Below are 21,340 nucleotides of genomic sequence, written 5' to 3' on the forward strand. Positions count from 1 at the left end.
CATGTCTACCCCGTTGTATAAACGAATTGCTGGAAGAATTAAAGAAGACATTACGAGCGGCGTGCTAAAGGTCGGAGATGCGATTCCCACGGAAGCTCATCTGTCACAGCAGTTTGAAGCGTCACGCGTGACCGTTCGCCAGGCGATTAAATTGCTTGTTGAAGAAGGATTATTAGAGAAAATTCAGGGCAGTGGAACATATGTTAGTGAAGGAAAAATCGAACACAACGTATTTGAGTTGCAGAGCTTTACCGAAGAAATGAAGCGATTAAACAAAGTGCCTGAAAACCGGATTTTAGATTTTCAACTTGTCGCTCCCTCATCTCATGTAAAAAGGTATCTGCACTTACACGAAGATGAGAAAGTATTTTATGTACGAAGACAACGTCTCGTTGATGAGGTACCATACGTATTAGAAGACACGTACCTTCCTGTTTCGATGTTTCCAAATTTGTCTTATCAAATTATGACAGGATCAAAATACGATTATATTGAAAAAGAACGAGGCATGAGAATTAAAGAAAGCTTCCAGGAAATCATTCCTGTTCTGCCTGATCAAGACATCGCGACGTATCTGAACGTTAACAGGCAAAGTCCGATTCTAAAAGTGCAGTCGTACAGTATGTTTGAGGATGAGACGGTTTTTGAATATAGCGAAGTGTACTTCAAGAGTGAAGAATACAAATTTACGATCCGTGCTCGACGACCAGAGAAATAATCAAAACAACAGCCATCTGCTAAGCAGGTGGCTGTTGTTTATTTCTTTTTTCTACTGACGTTTCCAGTCTCGTTGATAGCCAGCCAGGGGGCAGGTTTTGAAACAGTTAAAGCTCAGCTGGATCAATTAAATAATAAGTTTTCTATGTCATTTACCAAGGAAGTGATGTTAACTAGCTCAAGAATTTCCACTGACAAAACTTCATTTACTTCACATTGGAATAACCAGTTAAATCATTAAACTTTTCATTCACTACAAAAAACCTTCCATGTGAGCAGTCTTCAAGTCATCCATAGGCTTGACGCACAAAAAGAATGAACCGCCATGCGATTCATTCTCCTTTACCTAATATAAACCTGATCATTCATTACATACACCTGGTCTGGATGCGGATGACTCAAGAAGTCATGATGCGAAATCGTCCATCCGTATGCACCTGCATATTCAAACACTATGATGTCGCCTGCTCGTAGCTCGGAAACAAATTCCTTCCGAACAAGAACATCATTAGGAGTACAAAGTTCACCCGCTACCGTTACTTCGGCATCCTTGATCCCAGGCCGCTCAAATGGGTACTTCCACCCTTCAACAGAATGAACTCTGAACGGGTGGCTCATCTTCCATGCAGCCGGTAGGCGCAAGTGATGTGAGCCGCCTCGTAGAACAGCAAAGTGTTCACCATGATTCGTTTTCACATCGAGCACTTCTGATACATATGAGCCGCATCCTGCCGTCATGTATCTTCCGATTTCTAAAAATAGCGTGAGATTTTCATCGATCGTTTCCTGCTCAAACTCCTTTAGTCCTCGAGCAAGGGTATCCCAATCGAATGGATGACTCGTATTCCAATAGTTGATTCCGATGCCGCCGCCAATATCGATAATGGGAGCTTCCAACGCAAATTCCTTTCGCCAAGATCGTGCCTTTTTCATACACATCTCAACAAAACGAAGATGTGCTGCTGCATCTAAGTTATTGGACATCGCATGAAAATGAAATCCTTTGATCTCGATTTGCTCATACGTGAGAGCTTTCACGATTACGTCAGGGACATCTCGTTCATCGATGCCAAACTGGGTCGGAACGCCAGACATGCGAATGTGGCTATCCGATACGTTCGTGCTCAAGTTTACCCGAAGCAAGACTGGAAGCTTCACTTGTTCTTGTTGTGCTAAATACGCCATACGGTTCAATTCGTGCAGGCTCTCTACATTTACATAATCAACATTTCGCTCCATCGCTTCAAGCATTTCATGATCTTTTTTAGCTGGCCCACCGAAAAGCATCGGCTTCTTCGAGATACCGTCGATCTTGTTGATCTCACCGATGGATGCGACTTCAAACCCATCGACGATCGGCTCTAACGTACTCAGTAGTTCAAGATCTGGATTCGCTTTAACAGCGTAATAAAGCTCACAGAAAGCTGGCAGGCTTTGTTTGATCGTTTCTGCATGCTGCTTGAGATGGTCCAGATCGTACACATACGCACAGACTGGACCACTTTCCTTTCTCTGCTCAAGGTAAGCCTCTACTGCATTTTTACTAATTGTAATCATGGTGTCCCTCCAACATAATGCGCGATCTCTTTTAGCTTACTCCCTAGCTCCTTATATAGTCATGTTGAGAGGATTTGAAACCTCACAGTACGCATCACCTTTTTTATTCGACAATCTCATTTTCGTAAGAGATTTATGCATAACTGTCGACTGGTAAAGAAAACTGCGGTCTTGTGCTACGTTTTCTTCACACTGATCGGAGAGTTTATTGAATGTATCGTCACAAACTTTTTTAACTTGTTTCCAGAATTCCTCTTCTTTTATTCCAGAATATTGAACCAGCTGTCTTATCACTTCTCCGAGATGGTTTTGGAAAACGGTATAATAAAGTTTATTATGCATATCGGACACCTTATCCGTGACTGAAACAGATCCAGGTGCAAATGATACATCGATCCCTTGCTGTTCAAGTCGTGCTTGATAAATACGTGATCCTCCCCAATCTCTGAAGAAGAAACGTGACAGTCTGCCGTTCTTAAATACAGGAATGCTGTTTTGCAAGTGGCCCTCGAGTGCAATCCCATACTTCACCATAAGTGTGAGATACCCAGGAATGACTTTTTCAATGTATTCATTGAAAAACGGGAATGCTGCCTGACGCTTAGGGATGTTATTCACCTTAGCAAATTCATCGACGAGTTCAGCGAGAATACTTGCATCACTTAGTGGAGACCGAGCATACAGAGCTGGTCCAGCAATCGCAACTTCCCCATCCATAAGCTTCTCATCGATGCTTTCGCGTAAGAGCATCGTTAAGTTACGGCTTTTTAATTCTTCCTCAGATTTAAAAGCCATTCCCGCTATCTCGTTCAAAGGAACAAAGTTTTCCAGCTGTTTTTCTTCGTTCATGATGGTCGTCATCATGATTGTAAACAATGTTGAGTTCATCGCAGTCTGCGTTGAAATCGAACGAACGGTCGACGTCATCTGACTGTTAACAGCGAGCTTTAACGAGGGTGCCTTTTTATTCTTCACATGAACGGTTCGGAACGAAGACGTTGCCTGCGCTTCTAACTTCACACCTTTAATTAAACGAACCGTACCATTCTTTATTTCTTTCTCATACAAGTCCGGAACCACGTGTTCAAACTGCCACTCATGAACTGGAATGATATCGTACGTGTTAGGCTCTAATCCAATTTCCTCTAACTCCTCAAGACATTGCTTCCATTCGTCATAAAAATGTTCTTCAAGCATCCTTTTTGTTAGTGCCGTCGTCATGACAAATGCGCGATCAACAGCAACGAAACGAACGCCAAAGGATTGATGAAACTCTGGTGAAAATCGAAAAACATCACTTTGTGACAAGCCGATCTTTGTTTTGGCTCCTGGGTGGAGATGATGCCCTTCAAGAATGAGCTGTTCAAAGAAGAGTGTTGGTGAAACCTCGCTTTTTTTACCGAGATAGTCAAGTGTTGACGTAGCATCTAATGCTTTTGCTTCTTCTTGTATGGCTCCCCTCCAACTATCGTCGAACATATAGGCAAGCGTGAGGTTTGCAGTACCGTTATCAAGCTCCTTTTTGAACGTTTCAACTTGCGGCCCCTTTTCAAAAAGCACATCGATGAGTTCTGAAGCGACCTTGATCTCCGTCACCTGATGCTCATCGATGTATAAGATCGTATCTGTCGTTTCAATACGCTGAAAGGCATATTCGTGTTTGATTGGAAAAATCAGCACACCACTTTTCACCGACACAAGCTTATACGTCACATCTTCACGAAACGTCGCCTTCTGTAGGTATGCCGAAATGTCAGTTCTATCACCGTTCTTAACCACAAAGCTAGAACCTACTACCTTAAAGTCCGTTGCACTCTTGTATAGATCGTTTATGTTCTCTCTTAAAATGGATGAAGCTAATTTGTGAAGAATGCCTTTACGGCCATTTTCTAAATTCGCGATAAAATCATTAAGATACGATGGCATCTGCTTCATGATAAAACGCATGCAGTTCACTTCTGCTTCGAGCATGAATCCTTTACTATCATGATTGGGTCTTTTGATCATTTGTATCGTCATTTCTCAAACACCTCATTGTGTAAAGGATTAACGACATCGACATACATATTTTCTGTGTACTTGTTTGTCAGCCGCATCTTCACTAACGCCTTCATCCTTGAACGCGTTGCTTTCAATAGCTCATAATCATGTTCAGTGTCAGACTTTAGCGACTCATAAACATCCCTTACGACTTTTCTTACTGGATTCCATAGACTTTGTTCATCAAGATCTAAACGACGAGATAGGGCGACGTTCATTTCTCCGATATGGTTATGAATAATCGCATGGAAAAAGATATCGTGGAGCTCTTCCGGTTTTGTCGTTAATAAATTTGTACTGTTGTCTAATGCCCCTAACGCTACGAACGTCTCCAAGCGTTCTGTCAGGATACGAATTCCTCCATTATCACGGAGGATCACACGCTCTGGTACCCCATCCTTAAAGACACAAACAGTATTCTGCAAATGCGCTTCTAAACTCACACCATATTTTACGATCAAACTCATGAGGCCTGGCAGCAGCACCTCACAGTATCGCTTTATAAATGCTTCAGCAGCGACCTGTAGCGATGGGTGATTCATCTTCTCTTTGTAGCGTTCGACAAGCTCTTGTAGAATCAGCTTTTGTGAAACTGGTGAATCTGCGATAAAAGCAGCTGCAGGAATCGCCACTTCATCTTTAGTTAACGTTGCCTCCGGATTTTCACGAATGATGGAAGCAAGGTTTTTCTGTAGGAAATGACGGTCATCACCGTCTGAGTCGGGTTCAAAATGAATTCCTGCGTCTTCTCCCATAAAGCTTAACGAATTCGAGATAAACGGATCACGCGCTCCGATTTCCTTCAGAACCGATGAGATCAACGGTCCGTTGTAGGTCGACGCAGCAGAAACCGTCCGAACTGCGCTCGTCATCTGGACATTGATGGCGGTTTTTATGTGGTGCTTCGACCTATTCTCGAACGGAGCTAACGAGCGAAACGATATGAGTGCCATCGTCTTGATCCTCTCACTCAACGGAATGATCATGTTACGTTCGATCAACCGACGATAGTGCTTTGAAATCGTATGTTCGAACTGCCATGGGTGTACAGGGATGAGCTCATACTCACGATGCTCAATTCCTTTTTCAGATGCGACCCTCTCCAGATCCTCTTGCAGTTCTGGATACTCTTCCAATAAAATACGCGTCGCGCTCTTTTTCTTATGTGTTGATCGACAGTAAGACTTATGAACTAAAACTGGTATCACATCTGGCTGCCCACCCCACTCTGGTGCATAAAGACTCACATCCATTGGTGAAAGACCTAATCGTGTACGTGAACATGGATGAATCGTATGGCCTTGAACCACCCATTGCTCGAAGAACGTAAGCGGGCTAAATGTGGCATCGCCTCGCTTCTTCTCTACATATGAAAAAGAATCTCGTGCATCCAGCTGTTCCGCCTCTTCCTGAACAGTCTTCATGCGCTTCTCAGCCGCCGTTAGAGCGAGCCCATAATTTAAGCTGCTATTTGATATCTCTTCACAGAATTGTTCGAAGTTATCGGAAATCAATTTGGGTTCATTATGAACTAGAATCGAAAGAAACTGATCCGCGTTTGATAATACAGTTTCATTCCCATCTGCGTCGCGATGCAAAACATCTCCAACGATGTCGATCTGTCCAAGTGTATACGTATTGCGTACGTTTATATCGATCTGTTCTTTCGATAAACGAAACGTTATATATGTTAACTCCGTGCCTTCCCTTGAATCGAACGGAAGGATTTCCTCACGGATGATGCCTTGAATCAACTGATGCAGAATGGTTTTTCGTGCAACGATGAGGTTCTCACGAAACCTTTCGACAAGGGTTTCATAATTATTTCTCATATGGTGGAACACTTGGATTTCGTAGTTATCTTCTCTATCACTTACTCTAAGCGTTGACTCCAAACGTCATTCCTCCTGTTAGCCTGCTAAACACTTTTATTGAAAATCATTATCAATTATCACTTCCTAAGGTTATTGAAGATCGTTTTCAATGTCAACTTTTCGCTGTCATAAATGTTACTATCGATTTCGCTAACAAGCGAGCCTTAAGAGAATTTGATTTGAAAGTCGTCACAACTGACCTTCTTTATTATAATCAACCGAAAGGACGTACAATGCTACATTTCGAATAAAAAAAGCCGCTCGTCTGCGGCAGTGCTCATCTTTAATAAAGGTATCACCGTCGATTTAACGAAGTGATAGATAGATTAAAAACATGGAGGTTTCCGATGAACCAATATTTATACAAGCTGAAACTCATTCCAAGACTCGTCGATGAAAACAACTGGACTGAAAAAGAAAACGCAATCGTGATGGAGCATTTCAACGCTTTGAAGGAGCTATTGAACGAGAACACGCTGATCATGGCTGGCAGAACCGTGAACGATGATGATTCAGCGTTCGGAATCGTTGTCATTCAGACGAATTCTGAAGAAGAAGCGACGTCAATCATGAAAAAAGACCCTGCTGTCCGTGAAGGAATCATGACAGCAGAGCTCTATCCATACCATGTTGCACTATATAATGATGCTTTCACTGTAAACCAGACGTCCTAACGTCTGGTTTTCTAGAGAAACAACACCATGTGTTCTTCATCCAGAAACTCACCATTCACATAAAGAGCTTTCTCTTCATTTGCGTACGTTTTGAATCCCATATTATGATAAAGCTGTTTTGCAGTCTTATTTACGGAAGAAACGGAGATATTGACTTTAACGAGTCCATCGACACGCTTCACATAATCGATCGCTTCCTTCAGAAGTGCTTTACCAGCACCTTTACCTCTATAGCTCGGCGTTACATAAACTGCAAAAAAGTCACCTTTGTGCTTCGTTTTCAAACCGCTTCCTCGAACGAACGTGATGACTCCGACCAATCCGCCGTCGTATGCTCCTAGCGTAACAGCTCTTTCTAAATTAGCCGCAACGCCTTCGAGTGGATTCTTTCTCTCTACTGCTTCTTCATAGCTCGACGCGAATGCTTCAGGATTGTTCTGAAGAGCTTCTAATCTTAACTCCCAATACTCTTTTGCATCATCTGCTTTCATTCTTCTTATTTCCATTGTGTTCTGCTCCATTCGTTTTTCAACATGCCATAAACGACGTGATCAACATAGGTACCGTTCACCTTTTCAACCTGACGGATCAACCCTTCTTTCGTGAAACCGAGTCGCTCAGGAACACCCCGACTCTTTTTATTCTCAGAAGCCGCACGTATTTCGATTCGATTGAGACCGATCGTATCGAAGCCATACGTAAGAATCGCCTTACAAGCCTGCGTGACGATGCCCTTCTTCTGATGCTTTTCACTAAGCCAGTACCCAATGGTCGCATAATCATGAGTTCGGTTAAGTTCATTGAAACCGATCGTCCCAGCGATTTCCCCTTTATAAACCATTGCGAGCGTCTTAGGATAGCCACCCGATTCAGAAAGACTTTTGATCGTACCTTCTATAAACGCCTTCGAGCCTTCAACATCCGTATTGTAATCGACCCATGCGAGCCACTCTCTTAAATAGCTTTTCGATTCATCGATCAGATGAAAAAGCTCTTCTGCATCATCTACTGTGTACATTCTTAGATAAAGATCTTCATTTACTGGATATATAAACATGTTGTCTGTTCCTCTCTGTCTATTAGCTGATAAATTTTTTTATGACGTTTGCGAAATGTTCAGGTTCTTCATCATGTGGCGTGTGACCACTATCTTCAAAATGATAGATTTCACCAAGTTCCACATCCGTTCGAAATGCTTGAACCTGGAGATCTGACGTTACTGGATCGTATTTTCCTGTCAGCAAGAGAGTAGGTGATTTGATCTCGTTTAATAGAGGCAGTAGTGAGTCAAAGATTCTTCCTTCTTCTCTCAACAGATTGTAATGAACCTCAGACTTATCATAGAGTTCATCCCATTTCTCGTCACTATAATAGCTGTAGTCTGTTGGATGGTCGTGATTATGAATATAGATCTCCATCCGGTTCTCACCGAGTAAATCACTGTAATCACTATATAACTCAGCGAGTTCCCGACCCTTTAACTCGTTATTTGTTACGATAGCTAAACTTTCGATAGCAGCTCTCGATTGCCCGTGTTTTTCAAGAAGCGAAGCGGTCTTCCTCATTAAACTCCTAGAGGTTAGATCGAAATCAAATGTCGGGCATTCAAGAACGACTTTGTCTATTGAATCAGGATAAGTGGCAGCGTAAAGCACACTTAGAAATCCACCGAAGGAATGTCCGATCAAAGACCATTTATCAACGGAAAAATGTTCTCGCAGTGCCTCACAGTCTTCAATCAAATCCTGTAGTTTGAAGTCTTCGTTCTCTGTTACACCCTCTGATCGACATACGCCTCTCTGATCGATTGCAATCACCATAAAATCTTTTTCCAATCGGGCTGATTGGTGGTACGAAAAATCAAAACAGCTCTCCCCTGGACCACCATGTAAATAAAGAAGCGGTGGATTATCGGGAGAACCGTGAACTTCCACATAAAGCTCTTTTCCACGTATCGGTATCAACTTACCATTATGCAACTCTTTCACCTCAATGCTTCGTAATCCTTTTTCGAATCAACCTGATCTGTCCCCGGTGATTCAACTCATCTTCCATTACATGAAACCATTTGAAATAGTGGTTCGCTTTCTCATCCCAACCATACGGGGTAACGATTTCGAGCCAGTCATCGTCTTTCTTCTTTAATTCTTGAAGCGTGTATTCACGCGCTAAACTCATTTCACTCCAATAGTAGTCAAGATCACGACCGCGTATCTCGCCTCTCGCACGTTCACCTAACTCGATTGCGGTACCAAGCACATCCCATTCAGCATCCGTAAGCTCTCGCTGTTCAAACGTCATGATTTGAAATGCCTTTTCAAGAGAAACCATATGCTGCAGCAGCATCCCGATCGAATTGCTTTCATCATCAAGTTGAAAATCAAGCTGATCAGCGGTTAATCCAGCGATCGCTTCTTCCGTCGTATGCCTCGCATAGTTCATCATCGATACGAGTCTTGAAATGTGAGGAGTGAACCCCTCAACGTCTTCAATCATGGTAAGATTCTGTACACTCTTCACCCATAACGCCCCTTTCCTTACCCGTTGCCCCTCAACTACCTTCTACAAAATGGGGCAGTTTTCCTTTTTATTGAAACTTCTTCAACGACGATCCGTAGAAGAAGGTAACAATCGGTTAGGAGGAGTACGTTGAAAAAATTATATAAATCAACAACTGATAAGGTGGCGCTTGGCGTCATCGGTGGAATAAGTGCTGCCTTAAACATTCAAGCAGGAACAATGCGATTCGTATTCATTGTACTTACCGTTTTCTATACCGAAGTATCTTTACTCCTTTATTTTGCTTTAGCTATGTTGTTGCCGACAGATGAAGAAATCCATTTGAATGATAAAACATAGAAAACCCCCTGGCTAGAAGCCAAGGAGTTTACAATTTCACCACATATTTATCCGATCTTCTTTAAATCGGAAAAAACCGTATCTTCCTTTTCACCCTTTGAGCCTAACGTTAACGTCACTACCGTAACCACGGATAAAGGTAGGCCAATGAAAACAGGATGAAGACCAAAAGGATGGCCTGCAACTTGCCATATGACTGCGATGATCAGTCCAGCCCACATTGCAGTGAAGCCTGCGAACTTGGTTGTTCGACTCCAGAATAACCCGAACAATACCGGAGCTAATAGCCCAGACACAAGCATGGCCGTGCCGGTGATCCAAAGGGTGACGAGCTGAGGTATATAAAGCGCCAGCAAGAGAGCGATGATCGAAACGAATACGACCGACATCCGGCTGTACGTAAGCATCTTTTTATCCCCAACTTCACCGACCCTCGGTTTTACAACATCATTCACAATCGATGATGCCGCTGCGAGAAAGAACGAATCGGCACAAGAGATAACTGTTGCTAACAATGCGATCAGCATCACGACAACGAGTGGGAATGGCAGTACTTGTCCGATGATTTCATAATAGATCAAGGCTGGATCGATATTCGTTAAGTTAAGCCCGAACTTTCCTAGGAATCCTATGAAAATAGTTACCGCAGCCGTTAAAAACCCGAGGACGATCGCTGACCAGAACCCAACGCTTGCAGTTCGATCATCTTTCGCTGCCCAAAAACGTTGCCATAAATCTTGTCTCACAAACTGGTAGGCTCCGATCGTAAGCATATACACGAAGAATTCAGAAGCACTGATATTAAAGATGCTCAGCGCATTTCCACCTTCAGCATTTCTCGCCTGATCAGCAAGTGCTCCCCAGTCCCCAACAAGGAACATGATGACAATGAGTAAAAAGAAGATTCCTGCTGTTTGAATCGTTCCATGAATCGCATCCTGAATCATAACCGACTTGAGGCCGCCAAAATAGGTTTTCAACGTCATAAGTGCCCAACTGATGATGATTCCAGTCGTCATGCTGAGTCCTATCGTCAACTTCAATATCGTAGCGATCGCAACGAACTGCATACCCGTAACGGCTGCATATGCACAAAGAACGCTTAAAACAGTAGGAATTCTCGCGCCCTCTCCGAACCGCAGCGCCGTGAAATCACCTAGCGTGACCATATTGTACTTTTTTCCTAGAAAACGAATCCGTTTCAATAGAAAAGCCGCAATAACGATCGAGGTTAGTGTAAAACCGATCGCGAGCCATTGCTGCCCCATTCCAAAAAGATACCCTTTTGTCATATAGCCGAGTAAGATCGAGCCTCCAATCGCTGTACCAACAAACGTAAGGATAAGCGGCATCAGTCTCGTCGACCGCCCTGCAACATTATAATCTTCATACGTCTTAACGTTTCGATTCACATAAAGCGATAGACCAAATAGAAATACAAAGTAGACGGCAATGATCGTAATCAACAACGTTTCTTGCTGGCTACTAAACAATAGGTTCACCTTCCTTTTTTGAACTATAAACCAACGTTCCTTCTAAGTACGTGCTTTCCGTTTTAATGTCTAACAGTTCTTCGTGATCGATTTCTAATGGATTGTGAGAAATCACCATGACGTCGGCTTTTGCACCCGACTTGATGACGCCAAGAGTCCCTTCTTCAAAAGAGCTATAAGCGGCATCCACCGTAAACGCTTTTAAAGCATCCCAGACCCGTATACTTTCTTCTAACCCGATCACTTGTCCACTCGACGTTTTTCTAGTAACAGCTCCATAAATTCCAGTCCACGGATTTCCATCTGTTACAGGCAGATCAGAGTTTCCCGGTGCAGGAACACCTGCTTGTTTAAACGATCGGTGAGGAAAAGCAGACGACATCCGCTCATCTCCTAATTTCGCTAAATAATTATCACCGATATGATAGAGGAAACCGATCGATGAACCTGCTAGCAGTCCGAGGTTCTTCATCTGTAGAATCTGATTGTAGTGAGGAAAGATGCAGTGTTCGATCCTGTTTCGCATATGGTAGATGGGATGATGCTTATTTACATTTTCAAATGAATTAAGAGCTACCTCAATGGCGCGATCACCGATCGCGTGGATGGCGACTCTTAATCCTGCTTCAATCCCCCTTTGCATAAGTGGCGCAATTTCCTCAGCGTCATTATAAAGAATACCTGTTTCTTGTGTTCCAATGTATGGCTTTAAAAAAGCAGCAGTCTTTCCACCAACACTTCCATCCAACATAAATTTCAATCCCTGAATATTAAGCATGTCGTTCCCAAAACCACTTCGTAAGCCTGTGCCTAGCACCTCCTCTAGCGCACCGTCGAAACCATTTTGATCGATCGCCCAAATCCATGGCCGAATCCTAACCTTCAGCTCTTCATTCTCCAGCAAGGTTTGATACAACTGCAGATCATCTTTTTGAGTCGACATACAATGGACGGTCGTAATCCCCCACGACGCAAATTTTTCTTGCGCTTCTTTCATGCCCTTCACTCGTTCTTCGAGACGATATTCCGGGATGTGAAGGAGCCCTTGAGCCTTTTCTTGAAGCAAACCTGTTAGCTCTCCATTCTCATCCTTCTCGATCTTTCCTCCAGATACAGGCGTTTCTTCAGTTATGCTGCTTTCTTCGAGCGCCTTCGTATTTGCTACTGCCATATGGGCACACGCTCGTTCTAACACAACCGGATTATTTGGTGCCACTCGATCGAGTTCCCATCGGGTAGGGTGCCGCTTCTCTTTCATTTTGCTATCATCATAGCCCCATCCTATAATCCAGTGTCCTTCAGGAGTCTTCGCTACTTCCTCTTCGATCTTTGTTAAGATCGCTTCGATCGAAGGCGTAACTTCTGGCGTACAATTGAGCTTTAACATGCTTAAGCCATAAATCGCTGGGTGAATGTGGCTTTCGATAAAACTCGGCATCAATGTCTTGCCATTTAAATCTGTAACGATCGTTTCTTTCCCCTTCCAGTTTAGGACTTCTTTTGTTTCTCCTATGTACGCGATCACGCCGTCTCGTACGGCCACTCCACTCGCAAAAGGCTTTTCATCATCCATCGTTAGTACATTTCCATTCACAAAAATCAAATCCGCTTCCGTCATTTTCACTCACCTTTCATTTTAATAGACTTTGAATTTTCCCCTCCTCCACTCCATAAAAAAACCAGTTTTATGCACACGAGTAGTATGTTGGCTATACTTGTCTCCTGGCATAAAACTGGTTTCTTTCTAACGGACCGCTTCACTTTGAGCCAGTGAAGTCGATTAGAATAGACAGTTTCTCTTATTTTTCTATTTATTATTTTGAATTTTATCAATATTCTTTACAAATATCAAATTACCATTATGTAACAGCACTGATCGTGAAGCAAAACAATAAGCCTGATTAAAACTCAATCAGGCTTTCAATGAATCGTGCTAGAATGCTATTTTCATCACTAAAGAGATACCTTTTCCTACTCCAGCACCAGCTCTTCACTCAATTTATCTCTCAGCGCCCTCTTCAAAAACTTCCCGACAGACGTTTTCGGAATTTCATCCATAAATACGATATCGTCAGGGAGCCACCATTTAACAAATTGAGTAGAGAGATAGTTTATGAGTTCATCTTTTGAAATGTCGGCATATCCTTCCTGTAGGACGACACATGCGACGGGGCGCTCCTGCCATTTTTGGTGCGGAATTGCGATCACAGCAGCTTCATAAACAGCATCATGCGTCATAAGAGCATTCTCAAGGTCAACGGATGAAATCCATTCCCCACCACTTTTAATTAAATCCTTCGATCGGTCAGTAATCTGGATGTACCCATCGTCATTGATCTTCGCGATATCCCCAGTGTATAGCCAACCGTCACGGAACGATTCATGCGTTCGTTCATCTTTGTAGTATTCACTTGCAACCCAAGGTCCACGTACGATCAGTTCTCCCATCGTTTTTCCATCCCACGGGACGTCACCATTTTCATTGATTACACGAACATCGAGCCCCGGAATCACCATTCCTTGCGTAGCTCTGGTGTTGATTCTTTCTTCCATTGTAAGGTTGTCCATTTCACTCGAAAGCGTTGAAAGAGAGACGATCGGACTCGTTTCTGTCATTCCGTACCCTTGAATAAACGGAATGTTATGTTTTTCTTCAAACGCGCGGATGATGTTCTTCGGTGCTGCTGAGCCTCCGCACACGACAGCTCGTAAACTACTGATCTCATAGCTTTCTTTCTCAAGTAGATTCACAAAAGCTAGCCAAATCGTCGGCACTCCTGCTGTCACGGTCACTTTTTCCTCTTGCATAAGTGAGGCGATGACTTGAGGTGTCATGTTTGGACCAGGGAGGACGAGCTTCGTTCCAAACCACACTGAAGCGAACGGCAGCCCCCAAGCATTCGCATGGAACATCGGCACGATTGGTAAGCACACATCGCGTTCAGAAAGTCCTAGAGAATCGGCTAACCCTGTAGCCATGCTATGGAGAACGATTCCGCGATGAGAGTAGACGACTCCCTTCGGATTACCAGTCGTCGCAGACGTATAGCACATCCCAGCAGGAGCGTTTTCGTCGAGATCTTCTCGAAGCTGGAAATTTTCGTCTCCTTCTTGTAACAGTTCTTCATAAGAATACACTGGTGAAAGAGTTGTCTCAGGCAGCGTCTCTTTATCACTCATGATGATGTACCTTTCTACCGTCGTCAGTTTATCCTGAACTTTTTCGATCAGAGGAACGAGATCTTCATCGACCATAAGAATTTTGTCTTCTGCGTGGTTAACGACGTAAGCGATATGTTCAGGTGATAAACGAATGTTAACCATATGAAGGACAGCTCCCGAACAAGGTGCCGCAAAATAGGCTTCTAAATGACGATGGTGATTCCATGCGAATGTAGCGATTCGGTCTCCTTCCTTCATCGAAAGCTTTGTCAATGCACTAGCGAGTCGCCTCGTTCGCTTCGCATACTCTTTATACGTAAACCTCTGTGTACCACTTAATGTCCGTGACACAATTTCCTTATCCGGGAAATAACGCTCTGCTCGATTAATCAATCCTGTCAGAATCAAAGGTGTGTTCATCATTATTGATCACGCTCCTTTTTAAATGTGTCGATCTTATCCTGTCCTAAAAGTGGTGCAGATTGGCCAACAGCATTGGGGTTCGTCACGATATGTACCTGCTCACCTCTCCTTACTAGTCCTCGCTCCGGACCATACGAATGATCCATCACCTCCTCTACGTTTAATACAGGGAATAAACAGCAATCATGCGATTCACCGAACGAAGTCCATTCTGCCATCGTTCTCTCTTTGAAAAGCACGTTGATCTCTTCATGAAGATCACTCTTAACAGGCGAAAAAGCGTGAGGCAACCATTCGACTTTTCCAACTCCATGGCAAAAGTTCTTCCAGAAATGCGGCTCGAGTGCTGCGAGCGATACGAACCGACGATCCTTCGTTTCGTACAGTCCGTAGCACACTACGCTTCCATCTATAAAATCAGGGCCATCTTGCTTGTTCTTTTTCAAGTGATATAAAGCATGCGTGCCCATCATCGTTAGCGGGACATCATTCAAAGCGAGATCAAGGTAACACCCATTTCCTGTTCGCTCCCTTTGAAAAAGTGCAGCTGAAATACGCTCTGAGGCAACGATTCCTCCACCATAATCCACGGTTGTAAACGTTGGCTGTACAGGTCTTCCATTTCCATCTAGATGTTGAGAAAGCAGCCCGCTTAATCCTTGATAGTTCAAATCGTGGCTCCCAAGGTGAGCATGTGTCCCTGATTGCCCGAATCCAGAAAGGGAACAGTAGACGATATCACGCTTGATCTTCTTTACTTCATCATAATGAAGCCCGATTCGCTTCATCACGCCTGGGCGAAAGCTTTCGATCACAACATCGACCGTTTGAAGAATCTCACTTAATTCGTTCACTTTCGCTGTATCTTTTAAATCGACCGCAATGCTTTTCTTTCCACGATTGTTTGCTTCATAGACGAACCCATCTGCCATCTGCCTTGCCGGATCGCCGTTCGGAGGCTCCACCTTGATGACCTCAGCTCCGAGATCAGCTAGCCGCTGCGTAGCATAAGGTCCTGGTAAGTACTGCGTAAAATCCAGTACCCTGACGCCCTCTAACATCACGTATACCAACCGCCGTTAATATGAAGAACTTGTCCATTCGTATAGTTTGATAGCGGAGATGCCAAGTAGAAGATTCCCTCAGCCGCTTCTTCAGCCGTTCCCGCACGCTGCTGCGGAATCGATTGTTCGAACATTTTCTTCACTTTCTCTGGAATCCCGACCGGAACGCCGTTTACCGTTTCGCCTTTTTCCTTCGATTGCGTCAGGCGCGTATCGATCAGACCGAACGCTACAGCATTACAGTTGATGTTAAACGCTCCCCATTCACGTGCTACAGTTTTTGTGAGCCCGATCATGCCCGCTTTTGCAGAGGAATAGTTCGCCTGTCCAACATTCCCCATCACACCTGCTACGGAGGACACGTTGACGATCTTCCGGTACTTCGCTTCACCCGTTTCCATCTCTTTCTTTGCGGCTTCCCTCATATAAGGCGCTGCAGCCCTCGTAAGCTTGAACGGTGCGATAAGATGAATATCGAGCATGGCTTGGAACTGTTCATCGGTCATTTTATGAAGCAAGCCATCCCACGTGTAGCCTGCGTTATTCACGAGAATATCGACGCCCCCAAACTCGGATGCGGCCTTCTCCATAATCGAAGTCGCAAAGTCACCAGCTGTGACGTCTCCAGCGAATCCGATCGCCGTTCCACCGCGTTCTTTTATTTCGTTCACGACCTCTTCTGTTGGTGCCTCATCTTTATCAGATACAACGACTTTTGCTCCAGCGTCAGCCATCTTTAATGCAACTGCTCGGCCAACGCCTCGGCCAGACCCTGTGATAATGGCAACTTGATCATTTAACATAGCTCATTCCTCCTACATCTGTACGTGAAATGTACCCGATAGTTTTTTCTCATCCTTTTCATTCACAACGACAACTTCACCAATCAACACATTCTCATCAGTTTCTTCTTTTATAAATCCTTTTACGGTCAAAGCTTCACCTGGAAGCGTCATTTTTTTGAACCTCACTTGAAATGCCTTTAACTGTTCCGGTTTAAACCACGTCGTCAACGCTTGCCCTGCCATCCCCATGACGAGCATGCCATGTGCAATCACGTCAGGTAAGCCCGCTTCTTTCGCCACGGGTACGACCGTATGAATCGGATTAAAATCACCAGATGCACCTGCATACTTCACAAGCTGAGAATGCGTAATCGGCTTCTTTTTAACTGGTTGTAGTGCTGACACGTTATCCCTCCTATCGTTCAATTACAACGGACCTTGCAAGTAGTACGTTCTCGTTTCTCTCATTTCGATAGATCGTTTCGAGCGTGAACAGGGTTAACCCGCCCTTTTCTTTCTGGTCGACCACTTTCATTTGTGCAGTGATCGTATCACCTGCATAAATCGGACTCATATATTCATAGCTTTGTTCTCCGTGTAAAACCTTCAAAGGATCGACCTCAAGCATCGCGATCAAATCTTCAAAACTCGCTCCGCCCCACATATCGATGACAGTCGCAAAGGTTGGAGGTACCGGCAGATCACGGTACCCCTGTTTCTTCGCGAACGCAACGTCTTGGTAAATCGGATTATCATCTCCTATCGCGCTCGCAAACTCCCGCACCTTCCCTCTTTCAACTGTAAACGTGAACGGCTTTGTTTCGATGCCGACCTTATTTTGAATTGCGCTCATGATATCCCCCTTTCTACAATCCTATATTTTTAGCGATGATGGTTTTCATAATCTCATTTGTCCCAGCATAAATCGCCGACACCGGAATGTCACGAAACCTTCTCGCAATCTTGTATTCTTCCATATAGCCATAGCCGCCATGAAGCTGCAGGCAGCGCTGTGAAACGCTCTTTGCCATATCCGTGTGCCAGTATTTCGACATCGACACTTTCGTAACGATGTCTTCTCCCTCCATGTGTTCAGCGATCAGGGAATCGAGAAACGTCCTGCCGATCTCGATTTCTGTTTTCATCTCGACCATCTCAAACTGAATATGCTGAAACTTTGAGATGCTCTGACCGAACGCCTTCCGCTCCTGAATGTACTGCATCGTCATCTCAAACATATCCTCAGCCGCTACCTGAGCAGCGATTGCGACAAGCAAGCGTTCCTGCTGAAGCTTTTCCATCAAATAAAGAAATCCTTTGCCTTCTGCACCGATTAAGTTTTCTTTCGGAACACGACAATCTTCAAAAAACAGCTCTGCCGTATCCTGACAGTGAAGACCTACTTTATTAAGCTTTCGTCCTCTAGAAAAACCAGGGTGATCGCGCTCCACCGCCAGTAAGCTCACGCCTTTATAAGCTGGCTTCGCATTGGGATCCGTTTTCACCGCTACAACCACAAGATCAGAATGGATACCATTCGTAATAAACGTCTTTGACCCATTCACAACGTAGTGGTCACCTTCTAACACAGCCGTCGTCTTGATGTTCGCGAGATCTGAACCTGCACCAGGCTCTGTCATGGCGATCGCGGTAATGATTTCACTCGACACACACTTTGGCAGCCATCGCTTCTTTTGTTCTTCTGTTCCATACGATTCAATGTACGGTACAACGATGTCGTTATGAAGCCCAACGCCAACGAGCCCTGATCCGATTCGCTCCAACTCTTCATTGATGATGACCGCATAGCCCCAGTCAGCATCAAAACCGCCATACGCTTCTGGAAGTGTCGGACAAAGGTACCCTTGCGCCGCTAACTTCTCCCAGAAGCTCCGCGGAATTAGGCGATCTTCTTCCCATTTTTCGTAAAACGGTTCTGCTTCCTTAGCGAGAAACTTACGCAGTGACTTACGAAACGCTTCATGATCGTTTGTTAAATACGGATGTTTCATCTTTTTAGCTCCTTCTTAAGAGAGGTTTTTCCCTACAATCGAGATAAACGAGACACACTGCCACGGATAGCCGCCAAGGTTATGGGTCAACCCGATCTTCGGATCATCTAACTGACGCTTATCCGCTTTTCCTTGAAACTGAAGGTACATTTCATACAACATCCGAAGCCCACTTGCACCGATCGGATGCCCGAACGATTTCAATCCACCGTCTGGATTTACCGGAAGATCTCCTTTTAGATCAAAGCGTCCGTTTTGAACATCCTTCCACCCTTCTCCTCGCTCACTAAAACCGAGGTCTTCATAAATCACAAGCTCAGTTGGTGTAAAACAATCGTGCACTTCGGCCATATCGATCTCTTTCCTTGGGTTCTTGATTCCAGCCTGCTTATAGGCATCTTCTGCAGCACGAACGTTTTCTTGAATGCTTGTAAAATCAAAGTCCTGCGTCAGCATGCCCTCACCGGGTCCAGCCGCGATACTTAGCGCTTTAACGAGCATCGGATCGTTTCGATATTTTTTACTATCCTCTGTTCGAACGATCACGGCAGCTGCCGCCCCATCTGCGACGCCAGAGCAATCGAGTACGCCGAGGGGAGCCGCGATCATCGGCGAATTGATAATCCGCTCCATCGGAATCTCTTTTTGATACTGAGCCTTCTTATTTAAAGCTCCGTTCGCATGATTCTTCCATGCGATTCGGGCCAAAACTTCTTTCCCTTGTTTCGCTTCGAGCCCATATCGATTAAAATATGCCGGAGCGAGCAACGAGAACGATGCCGGAGCAGTAATATTCGGGGACGTTCCATCTCCAGGAGATGAGTTCATAACGAGTCCGCTATATCCAGAGTCTTTTAACTTCTCAACACCAACGACGAGCGCCACATCATACGCCCCGGCTGCGACCGCATAACACGCGTTTCGAAACGCTTCAGACCCCGTCGCGCACATGTTCTCGACCCTCGTAACTGGGATATAGTCGCTCTTCAGTGGACCTGAAAGCGTCATGCCCGCATAGCCTGAATCCATCGTCCCGATCCAAGCCGCTTCAACATCCTTAAGCTCGATTCCCGCATCGTTCAAGGCCTCGTGCGCTGCTTCGATAATCAAATCATCCGTACTTTTATCCCAGTGCTCTGAAAACTTCGTACACCCCATCCCAACGACCGAAACCTTATCGTGAATTCCTTTACGACTCATGATGAACACCTCTCTTTGGAACGACTTTCCAAAAGTAATTATTGATTCCTCCTGCTTCATATAACTTACGGAAGCTGAACTCCACCTCAGTACCGATCGAAATCTCTTCAGGACCGCAGTCTGTTGCTTGAGCAAGCAACCTGCTTCCACCTTCGATATCGACCACCGCAAAAATCGTCGGAGGCGACACAGACGTGGCAAGGTAATCGACCGTATAGGTTGCAACCTTCGCTCGTTTACCCTGGAGTGAGAACGGCTGCATCTCATCTTTCACATGACACTTCACACACACGCGCTGTTTCGGATAATAGCTCTGCCCACAATTCATGCACTCTGAACCAAAAAGACCTAGGATCTGATCTAAGTTTCGCTTCAAAGCCGGCGCTGAAGGTGTAGCTGCTCCAGGGCGCCTTCCTTCGTCCACCTCTAACAATTCGTACCAGCGCAAGTAATCGCTGTAACTGACGGTTGTTCCGTGTGAAAGCGTTTTCTTTTGTTTGTAAGAAGAAACCGCTTCTGTTGTCTGAAATAGCATTCCTTCGCATCCATCTCCTGCCTGAAGCCATAGAATCGTCTGCCCGGGAGTGCTTTCTGAAAGTGCCTTTGTAAGCATATAAGGACCGTTTGCCGTACCAAGATGCCCAATACTCGCATCACTAATATAGTTTATTTGCTCTTCCTTCGCGCCGATCTGTTTTGCCAATGTCATCGAAAGCTTTTCGGTTGGTCCCGCTACGATGACGGTGTCGATGCTCTCGAGCGACCTGTTCGTGCTGTTCAGAAGTTCATGAGCACATTGAAGAACTGCATCTGATACGGAATGCGCGATGAACCGATCTTCCCACTGTCTTAGAAATTGATCTTGTGCGGTTCGCCACTGACTCATTTGTTCCCCAGCCACTTGTGATGACCCGATCAACTCTGCGAGTACATCTTCCCCTTCTCCGAGAAGAAAAGATACGGCCCCTGCCCCCATTTCAGCTTCGAGTGGGCTTTTTGGCTTTGCGAGCCTTCGATCGGCCAAACTCACAAGAATAGATCCTTTCCTCGCTTCGACTGCGTTCATACCTGCTCGAATGGCGTTCGTAGCAGCACGAAGACTATTCCCATAGTCGATCGTTCCAGTATTCGCAGGAAGGTGGAGCGCCTTAGCTAGCGTCACGCTACACAATTTCTCTTGATACGGTGACGTTGTCGATGCAAAGTACACCGCTCCAGGCTGGTTCTTCTCTAGTACGTCACCTAACGCTTGCGATGCATTTACCGCCATCGTTAGACTATCTTCATCATAATGAGCGACAGATTTTGTCCCTTTTCCAGCATAGCCGCCATGAAAACCAGCGACTTCCTTTTTTGAAATGCGGTGATGAGGAAGGTACACTTCATATGCGATAATCCCTTGCATGGTTAGCCTCCTGTTCTTTGCTTATCCGCTGGTTCACCATCTATAAACCCAGACGAATTTTTCGGGTATAATAAT

Annotated in this window: 20 protein-coding genes; 3 read left to right on the forward strand and 17 right to left on the reverse strand. The window is 44.7% G+C overall.

The window, feature by feature from the left end; all coding sequences use genetic code 11:
* The first annotated feature begins 1 nt into the window (after position 1).
* On the forward strand, positions 2-718 hold the full coding sequence (locus tag ACXADT_RS20400) for a GntR family transcriptional regulator (RefSeq protein ID WP_474832606.1): 717 nt from the start codon (positions 2-4) through the stop codon (positions 716-718).
* Positions 719-1,059: 341 nt separating this feature from the next.
* Here the strand turns inward: ACXADT_RS20400 and ACXADT_RS20405 are convergent, their stop codons facing one another.
* From ACXADT_RS20405 to ACXADT_RS20415, 3 genes are read right to left on the reverse strand one after another with little or no spacing between them, the layout of a single operon-like run.
* Positions 1,060-2,274, reverse strand: a complete 1,215-nt coding sequence (locus tag ACXADT_RS20405; protein WP_474832607.1) for a type III PLP-dependent enzyme — start codon at positions 2,272-2,274, stop codon at positions 1,060-1,062.
* Positions 2,275-2,325: 51 nt separating this feature from the next.
* Positions 2,326-4,293, reverse strand: a complete 1,968-nt coding sequence (locus ACXADT_RS20410; RefSeq protein ID WP_474832609.1) for an IucA/IucC family protein — start codon at positions 4,291-4,293, stop codon at positions 2,326-2,328.
* Positions 4,290-6,209, reverse strand: coding sequence for an IucA/IucC family protein (locus tag ACXADT_RS20415; RefSeq protein ID WP_474832611.1), 1,920 nt, complete (start codon positions 6,207-6,209; stop codon positions 4,290-4,292). The genes ACXADT_RS20410 and ACXADT_RS20415 overlap by 4 nt, the downstream gene beginning before the upstream one ends.
* Before the next feature lie 326 nt (positions 6,210-6,535).
* Between ACXADT_RS20415 and ACXADT_RS20420 the strand changes: the two genes are divergently transcribed.
* A complete protein-coding gene (locus ACXADT_RS20420) occupies positions 6,536-6,862 on the forward strand; it encodes a YciI family protein (protein ID WP_270180850.1) in 327 nt (108 codons plus the stop codon).
* An 11-nt stretch (positions 6,863-6,873) separates the two neighbouring features.
* Here ACXADT_RS20420 and ACXADT_RS20425 read toward each other — a convergent pair whose 3' ends face one another.
* Genes ACXADT_RS20425 through ACXADT_RS20440 form a run of 4 tightly spaced genes read right to left on the reverse strand, consistent with a single transcriptional unit; the run spans position 6,874 to position 9,382 of the window.
* Positions 6,874-7,368: an N-acetyltransferase family protein gene (locus tag ACXADT_RS20425; protein ID WP_474832613.1), complete on the reverse strand. Its 495-nt coding sequence runs from the start codon at positions 7,366-7,368 to the stop codon at positions 6,874-6,876.
* Positions 7,359-7,919 carry a GNAT family N-acetyltransferase gene (locus tag ACXADT_RS20430; RefSeq protein ID WP_474832614.1) on the reverse strand — a complete coding sequence of 187 codons (561 nt, stop codon included), beginning with the start codon at positions 7,917-7,919 and terminating at the stop codon, positions 7,359-7,361. The genes ACXADT_RS20425 and ACXADT_RS20430 overlap by 10 nt, the downstream gene beginning before the upstream one ends.
* 22 nt (positions 7,920-7,941) lie before the next feature.
* The gene (locus tag ACXADT_RS20435; protein ID WP_474832616.1) at positions 7,942-8,850 is read right to left on the reverse strand and encodes an alpha/beta fold hydrolase; all 909 of its coding nucleotides are present in this window, start codon (positions 8,848-8,850) and stop codon (positions 7,942-7,944) included.
* A 1-nt stretch (position 8,851) separates the two neighbouring features.
* Positions 8,852-9,382, reverse strand: a complete 531-nt coding sequence (locus ACXADT_RS20440) for a DinB family protein (RefSeq protein ID WP_474832618.1) — start codon at positions 9,380-9,382, stop codon at positions 8,852-8,854.
* Positions 9,383-9,511: 129 nt separating this feature from the next.
* Between ACXADT_RS20440 and ACXADT_RS20445 the strand changes: the two genes are divergently transcribed.
* Entirely contained in the window at positions 9,512-9,721 is a 210-nt protein-coding gene (locus tag ACXADT_RS20445; RefSeq protein WP_474832619.1) for a PspC domain-containing protein, read from the forward strand.
* 47 nt (positions 9,722-9,768) lie between these two features.
* Here ACXADT_RS20445 and ACXADT_RS20450 read toward each other — a convergent pair whose 3' ends face one another.
* The 10 genes from ACXADT_RS20450 to ACXADT_RS20495 form a co-directional block, all read right to left on the reverse strand.
* Positions 9,769-11,214: a sodium:solute symporter family protein gene (locus ACXADT_RS20450; RefSeq protein WP_474832621.1), complete on the reverse strand. Its 1,446-nt coding sequence runs from the start codon at positions 11,212-11,214 to the stop codon at positions 9,769-9,771.
* Positions 11,207-12,832, reverse strand: a complete 1,626-nt coding sequence (locus tag ACXADT_RS20455) for an amidohydrolase (RefSeq protein WP_474832623.1) — start codon at positions 12,830-12,832, stop codon at positions 11,207-11,209. The genes ACXADT_RS20450 and ACXADT_RS20455 overlap by 8 nt, the downstream gene beginning before the upstream one ends.
* Before the next feature lie 353 nt (positions 12,833-13,185).
* Positions 13,186-14,799: a long-chain fatty acid--CoA ligase gene (locus ACXADT_RS20460; protein ID WP_474832624.1), complete on the reverse strand. Its 1,614-nt coding sequence runs from the start codon at positions 14,797-14,799 to the stop codon at positions 13,186-13,188.
* Positions 14,799-15,860, reverse strand: a complete 1,062-nt coding sequence (locus tag ACXADT_RS20465; protein ID WP_474834605.1) for a CaiB/BaiF CoA transferase family protein — start codon at positions 15,858-15,860, stop codon at positions 14,799-14,801. Before ACXADT_RS20465 ends, ACXADT_RS20460 begins: the two co-directional genes overlap by 1 nt.
* Positions 15,860-16,666, reverse strand: a complete 807-nt coding sequence (locus ACXADT_RS20470) for an SDR family oxidoreductase (RefSeq protein ID WP_270180839.1) — start codon at positions 16,664-16,666, stop codon at positions 15,860-15,862. Before ACXADT_RS20470 ends, ACXADT_RS20465 begins: the two co-directional genes overlap by 1 nt.
* A 12-nt stretch (positions 16,667-16,678) precedes the next feature.
* The gene (locus tag ACXADT_RS20475; protein ID WP_270180838.1) at positions 16,679-17,053 is read right to left on the reverse strand and encodes a MaoC/PaaZ C-terminal domain-containing protein; all 375 of its coding nucleotides are present in this window, start codon (positions 17,051-17,053) and stop codon (positions 16,679-16,681) included.
* 10 nt (positions 17,054-17,063) lie between these two features.
* Positions 17,064-17,501, reverse strand: coding sequence for a MaoC family dehydratase N-terminal domain-containing protein (locus ACXADT_RS20480; RefSeq protein ID WP_474832626.1), 438 nt, complete (start codon positions 17,499-17,501; stop codon positions 17,064-17,066).
* 13 nt (positions 17,502-17,514) lie between these two features.
* Positions 17,515-18,660: an acyl-CoA dehydrogenase family protein gene (locus ACXADT_RS20485; protein WP_270180836.1), complete on the reverse strand. Its 1,146-nt coding sequence runs from the start codon at positions 18,658-18,660 to the stop codon at positions 17,515-17,517.
* Between the two features lie 15 nt (positions 18,661-18,675).
* Positions 18,676-19,860, reverse strand: coding sequence for an acetyl-CoA acetyltransferase (locus ACXADT_RS20490; protein WP_270180835.1), 1,185 nt, complete (start codon positions 19,858-19,860; stop codon positions 18,676-18,678).
* A complete protein-coding gene (locus tag ACXADT_RS20495; protein WP_474832627.1) occupies positions 19,850-21,265 on the reverse strand; it encodes an OB-fold domain-containing protein in 1,416 nt (471 codons plus the stop codon). The genes ACXADT_RS20490 and ACXADT_RS20495 overlap by 11 nt, the downstream gene beginning before the upstream one ends.
* Between the last annotated feature and the right edge of the window lie 75 nt (positions 21,266-21,340).

It is taken from the genome of Anaerobacillus sp. ABR4_321, from assembly GCF_056158505.1.

Excerpts from the sequence above, each read along its gene's own strand:
- ACXADT_RS20470 (WP_270180839.1), bottom strand. The coding sequence starts at position 16,666 with ATGTTAAATGATCAAGTTGCCATTATCACAGGGTCTGGCCGAGGCGTT.
- ACXADT_RS20425 (WP_474832613.1), bottom strand. The coding sequence starts at position 7,368 with ATGGAAATAAGAAGAATGAAAGCAGATGATGCAAAAGAGTATTGGGAG.
- ACXADT_RS20455 (WP_474832623.1), bottom strand. The coding sequence starts at position 12,832 with ATGACGGAAGCGGATTTGATTTTTGTGAATGGAAATGTACTAACGATG.
- ACXADT_RS20405 (WP_474832607.1), bottom strand. The coding sequence starts at position 2,274 with ATGATTACAATTAGTAAAAATGCAGTAGAGGCTTACCTTGAGCAGAGA.
- ACXADT_RS20400 (WP_474832606.1), top strand. The coding sequence starts at position 2 with ATGTCTACCCCGTTGTATAAACGAATTGCTGGAAGAATTAAAGAAGAC.
- ACXADT_RS20465 (WP_474834605.1), bottom strand. The coding sequence starts at position 15,860 with ATGTTAGAGGGCGTCAGGGTACTGGATTTTACGCAGTACTTACCAGGA.
- ACXADT_RS20495 (WP_474832627.1), bottom strand. The coding sequence starts at position 21,265 with ATGCAAGGGATTATCGCATATGAAGTGTACCTTCCTCATCACCGCATT.
- ACXADT_RS20410 (WP_474832609.1), bottom strand. The coding sequence starts at position 4,293 with ATGACGATACAAATGATCAAAAGACCCAATCATGATAGTAAAGGATTC.
- ACXADT_RS20490 (WP_270180835.1), bottom strand. The coding sequence starts at position 19,860 with ATGAGTCGTAAAGGAATTCACGATAAGGTTTCGGTCGTTGGGATGGGG.
- ACXADT_RS20480 (WP_474832626.1), bottom strand. The coding sequence starts at position 17,501 with ATGAGCGCAATTCAAAATAAGGTCGGCATCGAAACAAAGCCGTTCACG.
- ACXADT_RS20430 (WP_474832614.1), bottom strand. The coding sequence starts at position 7,919 with ATGTTTATATATCCAGTAAATGAAGATCTTTATCTAAGAATGTACACA.
- ACXADT_RS20460 (WP_474832624.1), bottom strand. The coding sequence starts at position 14,799 with ATGATGAACACACCTTTGATTCTGACAGGATTGATTAATCGAGCAGAG.
- ACXADT_RS20420 (WP_270180850.1), top strand. The coding sequence starts at position 6,536 with ATGAACCAATATTTATACAAGCTGAAACTCATTCCAAGACTCGTCGAT.
- ACXADT_RS20485 (WP_270180836.1), bottom strand. The coding sequence starts at position 18,660 with ATGAAACATCCGTATTTAACAAACGATCATGAAGCGTTTCGTAAGTCA.